Genomic DNA, 9,293 nt, shown 5'->3' with positions numbered 1-9,293 from the left:
CAATGGAGCCCCCTTCGCCAAATTTTCCGATGCAGAAACCGGAACCTATGTAGGTCATGGAATGAATCCACTCTTGCATATAGGTATCTGACAGATTCAGATAGCTAAATGGCTTAACTGTTTTTATATCATTGACGACAGTTTCGTTATAACAGGTCATCACTTTTTTAATAGAGAACCTGTTGACTCCGCAGTGTAAAAAATGTTCAAACTGATGACAGGATGATCGCTGATCCTTACTGTCTTCGGAAGTCGTACAGTAGCTCTCCCCTTGTGAAATCCACTTGATAAATCGTTTCCCCCAGGCGACTGGAGGGTGATATTCATACTCCCTGTCATTCTGGTCTTTGGCAACAAAAGAAATGTCATCATCCTGGTCTTGAAAAAGCGACCTTATGTATTCATCAGCGCCCTCACCACAAATTGCTTTATAAGCCCTTCCTTCGATTTCAAAGCTGTGAATGATTGTTTTATTGGTAATAGCGGGATTAACTAATGACTGATCTCTCTGTGTAAACGATTCCTTTATATAAATCTTTACAGTCTTTGCATGGCCTGTTTTCTTACTGGCAAATAAGGTGTTACTGCTGTCCTTCTGACGACTGTTCGCTGTTTGTCTGGGGTGAAGCTCCGTGGTTGCGTTAGAGGGTATATTCATTATTCATGGCTTCGTGATAACTGGTAGTGGGTGCAGTCAGCATGCTACTGTCTCCTCTTGCTTATATCTCCCCCAAGAATCCCTTTGACATATTCTTGCCCGAAAAATTCCCGTGCCAGACATAAAGACTCAGTATTCACCTTGTCGATTGTAGACAGAAAGTGCCTTTTACGAGTTTTGCGACAACGGAGGAAAGATTCGGACTAATTCATAGCAGGCCATGGACGATAAAAGTAAAGCCGTAAACAACATCACAGGGACGAACCATGATCATCAGAACTGCTACCACCATAACTCTTATTGCCGGATTAGCCATCAGTGCCGCATCAGCCATCGCCAACGAGCGCAGAGTCACTGGAGGTGATAATGCCTACTACATTGCTGACCATTCAGGCCCGACCTTCAGTTCCACCGACTTTGTCTGGCCTGAAAGCAAGTTCAAAGGAGGTGACGGTTATGACGGACCCGAAGATAACAGCAGCGCCTTTGAAGTTTATGTAATCCATGAAGAGAAGAAAGGCGGTGATAATCAATAGTTGATCCAAAAAAGCCCTCAGAAGAGGGCTTTTTTTATACTACAGGGACAAGATGCCCATCTTCCAGGCGCAATGCCCGGTCCATCTGTCGGGCAAAAGCCATATCATGAGTCACAACAATAAAACTGGTGGTCAACTGTTCACTGAGGGATTTCATCAGCTCATGAATCTTGCTGGCGGTGTTGGGATCCAGGTTGCCCGTTGGCTCATCCATCAGAACCAGGTCCGGACTACCGACCAGTGCGCGGGCAATAGCCACCCTCTGCCGTTCACCACCGGAAAGTTCCGCCGGCTTATGGCTGGCCCGTTTCGACAGCCCCACCATGCCCAGCATTTCTTCAGCTCTCATGGTTGCCTGCCCCACGGATACCTCTTTTCGCAGCAGTAAGGGCATGGCGACATTTTCCAGGGCAGTAAATTCTGGCAGCAAATGATGGAACTGGTAAACAAACCCCAGGTGACGGTTCCGCAATTCACCCTGTTTTTGTTCAGACACCTTCATCAGCTGATGGCCACAGAGTATTACCTCACCGCTGGAAGGGTGATCCAACCCGGCCAACAGCTGAAGCAGCGTTGTTTTTCCTGAACCGGAAGTACCGACAATCGCTACTCGTTCAGCGGGTGATACCAACAGGTCTATGCCTCTGAGCACCTCGAGTTTTTCAGGCCCTTCAGCAAATACTTTGGTTAGCCTGCGGCACTCCAGAACTGCACGGTTTTCGGAATTATTCATAGCGAAGCGCCTCCGCAGGCTGGGTTCTGGAGGCTCGCCATGCCGGATACAGGGTTGCCAGGAAACTCATCAACAAACCAGAGACACTGATCACCGCAACATCCTGCCACATTAACTCCGATGGCAGGTAGCTGATAAAGTAAACGTCAGGGCTCAGAAAGTGAATGCCCAATAATTTTTCCAGGGCACCCACAATTTCGGAAACATTCAGCGCACCGGCAATGCCCAGGGCAACCCCCAGCAGCGTTCCGATAACACCAATCAGGGATCCCTGAACCATAAAAATCCCCATAATCATTTTCGGGGTCGCACCAAATGTGCGGAGGATGGCGATATCCCCCTGCTTATCGGTCACCACCATGACCAGCGTGGAGACAATATTAAAGGCGGCAACGGCAACAATCAGGGTGAGAAGCAGGCCGACCATGGTCTTTTCCATCTGAATCGCCTGAAACAGACGGCCATGGCTACGGGTCCAGTCCTGAACGTAGTAGCGACCGGGTAAGGTAATCGCTACATCCCAGGCCAGTTTCGGTGCGGCAAACAGATCATCCATTTTCAGTCGTATACCTGTTACCCCTTCAGGCACCCGCAGAAAACGGGCCAGATCTTCACGATGGGCGTAGGCCAGGTTGCCATCCACATCGGCACCTACCGAGAAAGTACCAACGACAGTGAATCGTTTCAGGCGAGGCAAAACACCCGCCAGGTTGACACTGGCTTCAGGCAGAACCATGGTCACTTTGTCGCCAACGGACAACCCCAGATAATTGGCCAGAATATCACCCAGCAGAATACCAAACTCTCCGGGCTGCAGGTCTTCCAATGCGCCCTGCTTCATGTGATCGGCAATAATAGAGACCCTTCTTTCGTAGCCGGGATCAATACCGTAAACCAGCGTTCCCCGCACCAGATCACCATTGGCCAACATACCCTGGGCATCGACAAACGGCGCAGCCGCTTCGATGCCTTCTTTGTCCGGAATGGTATTGACCAGCGCCTGCCAGTCTTCAATACCACCACCGGCTGCCGTGATGGTGGCATGGGGAACCATACCCAGCACTCGCTGCTTTAGCTCCCGATCAAAGCCATTCATCACTGACAGCACAATAATCAGTACCGAAACACCCAGCGTCAGCCCCACCATGGATGTTCCGGAGATGAAGGAGATAAAATGATTCCGTCGCTTTGCGCGGGTGTAGCGCAAACCGATAAAAAAAGGTAATGGTCTAAACATTTATTCTGCCAGTATTCCTTGCGCCATCGGCGTGTCAGGGGCGGATTGGCCACTTGTTTCAAAAGCCAGTAAGCTGGCATTATGCCATAAAGCGGTATAATTCCCGTCGAATTTTCCTGCGCTTTGCGACTGTTTCCTCCACCCCTGTTCGACAAGAAATATTAGCTTTTCGGTCTTACATGAGCAACGACGGTAAATAGCTTCCTGGGCAGATGCGGATTGGCCCGCCGTGCAGATTCTATACGATCTATGTGACCTTCACGCACGGCCAGCTGATAAATTTCCAGCCCAAAAGCGTCAGCAATTCTCCGGGTACTCTTGCCGTTTACCGTGTTATGAAGAAAATCGTCCATAAATGCTGATGAGTCATGTTGGCCCGTGTATTTCAGGATCAAGGTATCAGATTGCTTGTTGTTTATATCACATCGATGAATGGTTTCCGGCAGTTGAAGTGGCCATCCATTGTCTCTGAAACAGTTCTCATACTGCAAGGCAACGACATTGGACATGAAAAAAAAATGCCCGGGCACTATATCCGACTTGAAATTGAGTTTAAAAAACCAGGCTTCTGGCGTAAAGGTATTGATAAATCTGCACGGGCCGTATTTATCCAATTTATCTTTGGATGTAAATGTATAATAACATTCCTGTCCATCTGAATATTTGCTTGGAAAGGTCTCTGTCATTTCAGCTAAATGTTCATTTTCTTTTTTGTAAGTGATTTTCAGCTCATTCAGGAGCTGCTGAATTCTTGCATGTTCACGGTTTGCTACGGATTGTGGGTCTGGTTTCGGTTCTTTTGCTTCGACTATATCTTGTAGTTCTAACTTCTGACAGGCTGTTTGCAGAGTAATTTTTCGATCACTGAGTAATACCGGTGCCATTTCGTCTAATACATTATCGAGATTGCCCTTAAGTATTTCTTGCTGACCCGGATAATCTGGCAGCTGAACCACTTTGTTATCATGGGTTAAACCCAGTTCACACAGCGTGAGATCCATGGCGGGACCTGTGTGTGACAGGTAATCTTGAAATATTTTTTTCAATTCAGCCAGTGAGTTGATGCTGTCCATCTCAAATCCATATTACGTATTCTGTTGTTCAGTTAATGGGTATTGTTGTGTATGTTATCGCTTATGCTGGTTTTATCATTAACGGTATCAGGGCGGATAGATGCTTAATCTACCCTAAGAACCAGAGCTATTGTTGCTGAGAAAATAATTAGAACGCACTTTCAATGAACCACTGGCAGGAGTAATCTCTTTGCGTGATGCCTGATTAACGCTTCAGCCTTCTTTTCGAGTCAAGCAGGACGCAATTATTATGAAAACACTTGTTGGTACTCTTTCCGTGACTATAGCAATTATTTATTCGTCGTCTATTATCCAGGTCACTGCCAATGAGCTTGCTCCCGACCAGACTCCGTACTCCGAAGGTATCACTGTGACTCCCGTGGGCAGTCAGTCTCAGCAGTTGCGTCAATCTCTGGCTTTACCGAAACATGGTCAAACCATGGATGAAGTCAGGGAGGTGCTGGGCAGCGCCAGCCAGACAGAAACCATTGGTGAACCCGCCATCACCCGCTGGTATTATCCAGACCAAAAATTGACGGTGTACTTTGAAGGTAAACGGGTATTGAGGTCAGTGGTTGATAACACGCACTGAGTTATAAAAGCTGTTTTCTGAATTGCCCTGGCGGCATACCAAAATAACGCTGAAAAGCTTCATAAAAGCGGCTGAGAGAACTGAAACCACAGGCATAGCCAATATCGGCAATGGGCCGCTTGCTGTCCATCAGCAGCAGTTGAGCTTTCTGCAGGCGTTGGAACTGCAGATATTGCTTGATAGAGACCCCCATCACACTGGTAAACAGGTTGGTCGTATAATTCTTGTGCAGCCCAAGATGAGCCGCCACATCGGCGGTTGAAATAGGCCGATGCAGGTTTTCCCCGATAAAGTGAATCATGGTAGAAACATGGTGTGCACCTTTCAAACGACCACTGCCCGGATGACCGGCAGCCGGTGCCTGCTCAAGATGGTCTTCGGAGACACTTTCCGGGTGATCCCACCCCTGAAAACTGATGCGCTTTAACAGCAGTGACAGCTCACCCAGAATAATCTCCTTTAATTCCGGGTGACCGCTGCGAAAATCCTCATGCCAGCGACTCAATCTCATGACCAGGTAGTCATGGTCCGGCTTTGCCAGGGCAATAGCGCCGGTCATCACCTCCTGCCGGAGCTGTCCCATCAGTGGCCACTGAAGAAATTCCGGTAACGGGATATAGAGATTATAAAGGGTGCCTTTCCCCGGATTTTTTTCCACCAGGCCCACCAGTCGATGGGGCATGTTGGCCCAGAAGATGGCCAGCCGGTTTTCAGGAATGCGCTGCTCCCTGCCATTGACAATATAAGTGGCCGAGCAACCCAGCAGATAGTTCAGCTCAACATGGCCATGAACATGGCCACTGTCCATAATATAAGGGGCCCGGTTTTCGATATAAAAGATGTCCCCCTGAATATCGGAAATCGAGCCAGGCATGGGGACCACACCTTCGGTTCTGCGACCGGTTCCACGACATTGCCTGACCGACAATAGCTGCTGACTGCTCACAAATATTGACCCTTATCAAAAAGCCCCACAATGATACCCATTGCCGTGGCACAAATCTTTGTTTTCGGGAAAAACAAGAAAAAAACCGTAAAAGAAATATCCTGCTGCCTGTTCTTAAAATGACCACAATCGATTATTTAACGGGCAGACAAGCTGCCTGAACGAGGTAGACAATGAGTATCCTGATCACCGGCGGGGCTGGCTACATTGGCAGCCACACCTGTCTGGAATTACTGAATGCCGGTTATGACGTGGTCGTCGTAGATAACCTGTGCAACAGCCATGAGACCGCGCTACACCGGGTGGAAAGCCTGACGGGTAAGCAGCCCGCTTTTTATCCTGTGGATATACGCGATAAAGAGGCCCTGCGCACCGTATTCACCAGACACACCATTGAAGCGGTGATTCATTTTGCCGGGTTAAAAGCCGTTGGTGAGTCTACCCGGATACCGTTGGCTTATTTTGATAACAACGTCAACGGAACGGTAAAACTTCTGGAAGTCATGGGTGAGTTTGACGTACGACACCTGGTGTTCAGCTCTTCTGCCACCGTGTATGGCGACCCCCATGAAGTGCCGATCAGGGAAGACTTCCCGGTTGGCCAGGTTACCAACCCCTATGGACGCAGCAAGTTCATGGTGGAGGAGATCCTCCGTGATACGGCGGCTTCCGATGATCGATGGAATTTCAGTATTCTACGCTACTTCAACCCGGTGGGTGCCCACGAATCCGGTCTTATCGGTGAAGACCCCAGTGGTATACCCAACAACCTGATGCCGTATATTGCCCAGGTAGCCGTTGGCAAGCTGGAGCAGCTCAACATCTTTGGTAACGACTACGCGACCCACGATGGTACCGGTGTGCGTGACTATATCCATGTGGTTGATCTGGCCCTTGGCCATCTGGCAGCATTGCGTACCCATTGGACCGATCAGGGTGTCCACACCTATAACCTGGGTACCGGCAAAGGCAGCAGTGTTCTGGATATGCTGCACGCCTTTGAAAAAGCCTGTGGCAAACAACTGCCTCACCAAATCCAGCCACGCCGTCCCGGGGATATCGCCCAGTGTTACGCCGACCCGGCCTATGCAGAACAAAAGCTGGGCTGGAAAGCCACCCGCACCGTTGACGATATGACCATCGATACCTGGCGCTGGCAGTCAGAAAACCCGAACGGATTTAACCAATGACACCATTTAATCCTGTTGATCACCCACACCGTCGATTCAACCCGCTGATTGGCGACTGGGTACTGGTATCTCCCCATCGTGCCAAACGCCCATGGCAGGGGCAGGTGGAAAAAACAGCGCCGGACTTTCGCCCCGTGCATGATCCTGAGTGCTTTCTCTGCCCGGGAAATGACCGTATTACCGGTGACCACAACCCGGACTACACCGATCCCTACATTTTCCCCAATGATTTCCCGGCACTGCTGACGGATACCCCGGATGCAACCAGCGAGTCAGACCTTTTCCAGAGCAGCTCCGCCAGGGGAGAAGCACGGGTGATCTGTTTTTCACCGGATCACAGTAAAACCCTGCCACAGTTGACCGAACAGGAAATCCGCAAGGTGGTTGATACCTGGGCAGAACAGGTTATCGAACTGGGACAGAGTTACCCCTGGGTACAGCTGTTTGAAAATAAAGGGGCCGTGATGGGCTGTTCCAATCCCCACCCCCATGGGCAGATCTGGGCCAGCAGCTTTCTGCCCAACGAAGCGCGCAAAGAAGACGACAACCAACGTCAATGGCTGCAGGAAAAAGGCACCAATATGCTGGTTGAATACGCCCTGCGGGAATCTGAGTCCGGTGAACGTACCGTCGTTGAAAATGATCACTGGATTGCCGTGGTCCCTTACTGGGCGGCCTGGCCGTTTGAAACGCTCCTGCTGCCCAAGCGACAGGTGCTGCGCATGCCGGATCTGACCGAAGTGGAACGTGATGCCCTGGCCGACATCCTGAAAAAACTGACGACAAAGTACGACAATCTGTTCCAGACGTCATTCCCCTACTCTATGGGCTGGCATGGTGCGCCCTGTCATCCGGGTGAGGCAGGTACTGATGATAGTCACTGGCAACTGCACGCTCATTTCTATCCACCACTGCTGAGATCAGCAACCGTTCGCAAGTTTATGGTGGGTTTTGAAATGCTGGCAGAAACCCAGCGTGACCTGACCGCGGAACAGGCTGCCGCCCGTCTGCGCGAACTGTCCGATGTGCATTATCTGGAAAACTGCGCTGAACCAGCAAAAAGCCTTTAAGATTGCTCCGAGTTATGGAAAGTAAGATGAACCAGAAACAAACACTGACTGAACTTTTCGAGATAACCTTCGGTCATCAGCCAACCCACTATTTCCAGGCACCTGGCCGGGTCAATCTGATTGGTGAGCACACCGACTACAACGATGGTTACGTATTGCCCTGTGCCATTGACTATCAGGCAGTGATTGCGGCTTCTCCCAGAGATGACCAGAAAGTCATGGCCACGGCGCACAGTTACGACGGGCAGGTAACCGAGTTTGAACTGTCCCTGCCGGTTCCGCACAGTGAAGAAGCCTTCTGGAGCAACTACGTCCGTGGTGTCGCCACCGTACTGCTGGAAAAGGAAATGAGCCTCAAGGGTGTCAATATTGCCATTATTGGCAATGTTCCCCAGGGTGCCGGCCTCAGTTCATCCGCTTGTCTGGAAGTGGTTACCGGACTGACCCTGACCCGAATGGCCGGACTGGATGTCAGCCTGAAAGAGCTGGCATTGATTGGCCAGCAGGCAGAGAACGAGTTTGTTGGCTGCAAGTGCGGCATTATGGACCAGATGATTTCCGCCTGCGGCAAGGAAGACCATGCCATGCTGCTGGACTGTCGATCCCTGGATACCCGACTGGTGCCCATCCCTGAAAATGCGGCGGTGGTGATTATCAACTCCAATGTCAAACGTGGCCTGGTAGACAGCGAATACAACACCCGTCGTGCACAGTGCGAAGCAGCAGCACAGCACTTTGGCGTCAAAGCCCTGCGGGATATCACCCTGGACCAGCTGGAAGCCAGCCAGGGCGAACTGGATGAACTGACCTACCGGCGGGCCCGCCATGTGGTGACTGAAAATGATCGCACCCTGGCCGCTGCCGAAGCACTGGGCAGGGGTGACCTGGAAGCCATGGGCAGATTAATGGCTGAATCCCATCTCTCCATGCGGGACGACTTTGAGATTACCGTACCGCCCATCGACGGTATTGTTGATATTGTCAAAGCGGTGATTGGCAGTGAAGGCGGTGTCAGAATGACCGGTGGCGGCTTTGGCGGTTGCGTCGTTGCACTGATTCCAGCGGAAAAAGTGGATGCGGTCACACAGGCGGTTACTGAACACTATCCGACCTGCTCCAATGGCCTTGTGGCTGATATCTACGTTTGCCGTGCCTCCCAGGGGGCTGGTGAAGCGTAAGTAGCTAATCAATGGGATCCCTCAAGGGGTCCCTGTCCTGAAGTTATTGACTTCAGAAACCCGATTCCCGGGTAACTTTT

10 protein-coding genes are annotated in these 9,293 nt (G+C 50.5%); 5 read left to right on the top strand and 5 right to left on the bottom strand.

Annotated features, from left to right (window positions below; genetic code table 11):
• The coding region (locus ACO6V1_RS11475) for a hypothetical protein (RefSeq protein ID WP_422466927.1) at positions 1-658 on the bottom strand (658 nt) is incomplete at its 3' end.
• A 266-nt stretch (positions 659-924) separates the two neighbouring features.
• Here ACO6V1_RS11475 and ACO6V1_RS11470 point away from each other — a divergent pair.
• Entirely contained in the window at positions 925-1,194 is a 270-nt protein-coding gene (locus tag ACO6V1_RS11470; RefSeq protein WP_422445650.1) for a hypothetical protein, read from the top strand.
• Between the two features lie 34 nt (positions 1,195-1,228).
• Here the strand turns inward: ACO6V1_RS11470 and lolD are convergent, their stop codons facing one another.
• The 3 genes from lolD to ACO6V1_RS11455 all read right to left on the bottom strand — a co-directional run bounded on the left by lolD (position 1,229) and on the right by ACO6V1_RS11455 (position 4,237).
• Complete coding sequence (gene lolD, locus ACO6V1_RS11465; RefSeq protein WP_422445652.1) at positions 1,229-1,927, bottom strand: lipoprotein-releasing ABC transporter ATP-binding protein LolD; 699 nt, start codon at positions 1,925-1,927, stop codon at positions 1,229-1,231.
• Positions 1,920-3,164 carry a lipoprotein-releasing ABC transporter permease subunit gene (locus ACO6V1_RS11460; protein WP_101748679.1) on the bottom strand — a complete coding sequence of 415 codons (1,245 nt, stop codon included), beginning with the start codon at positions 3,162-3,164 and terminating at the stop codon, positions 1,920-1,922. Before ACO6V1_RS11460 ends, lolD begins: the two co-directional genes overlap by 8 nt.
• Before the next feature lie 161 nt (positions 3,165-3,325).
• A complete protein-coding gene (locus ACO6V1_RS11455) occupies positions 3,326-4,237 on the bottom strand; it encodes a hypothetical protein (protein WP_422445654.1) in 912 nt (303 codons plus the stop codon).
• A 250-nt stretch (positions 4,238-4,487) separates the two neighbouring features.
• Between ACO6V1_RS11455 and ACO6V1_RS11450 the strand changes: the two genes are divergently transcribed.
• A complete protein-coding gene (locus ACO6V1_RS11450) occupies positions 4,488-4,829 on the top strand; it encodes a hypothetical protein (protein ID WP_422445656.1) in 342 nt (113 codons plus the stop codon).
• 1 nt (position 4,830) lies between these two features.
• On the opposite strand, the gene ACO6V1_RS11445 is transcribed toward ACO6V1_RS11450, so the two are convergent.
• On the bottom strand, positions 4,831-5,775 hold the full coding sequence (locus tag ACO6V1_RS11445) for a helix-turn-helix domain-containing protein (protein WP_422445658.1): 945 nt from the start codon (positions 5,773-5,775) through the stop codon (positions 4,831-4,833).
• Positions 5,776-5,948: 173 nt separating this feature from the next.
• Here ACO6V1_RS11445 and galE point away from each other — a divergent pair, with 173 nt between their 5' ends.
• From galE to galK, 3 genes are read left to right on the top strand one after another with little or no spacing between them, the layout of a single operon-like run.
• Positions 5,949-6,965 (top strand): UDP-glucose 4-epimerase GalE, encoded by a 1,017-nt coding sequence (gene galE / locus ACO6V1_RS11440; RefSeq protein WP_422459618.1) that lies wholly within the window; start codon positions 5,949-5,951, stop codon positions 6,963-6,965.
• Positions 6,962-8,035, top strand: a complete 1,074-nt coding sequence (locus tag ACO6V1_RS11435) for a UDP-glucose--hexose-1-phosphate uridylyltransferase (protein WP_422459620.1) — start codon at positions 6,962-6,964, stop codon at positions 8,033-8,035. Before galE ends, ACO6V1_RS11435 begins: the two co-directional genes overlap by 4 nt.
• 26 nt (positions 8,036-8,061) lie before the next feature.
• The gene (gene galK / locus ACO6V1_RS11430; RefSeq protein WP_422459622.1) at positions 8,062-9,213 is read left to right on the top strand and encodes a galactokinase; all 1,152 of its coding nucleotides are present in this window, start codon (positions 8,062-8,064) and stop codon (positions 9,211-9,213) included.
• Positions 9,214-9,293 lie beyond the last annotated feature (80 nt).

Source organism: Endozoicomonas sp. ALC013, from assembly GCF_049310205.1.
GTDB lineage: Bacteria > Pseudomonadota > Gammaproteobacteria > Pseudomonadales > Endozoicomonadaceae > Endozoicomonas.
This window is presented reverse-complemented; position numbering and strand designations above follow the sequence as displayed.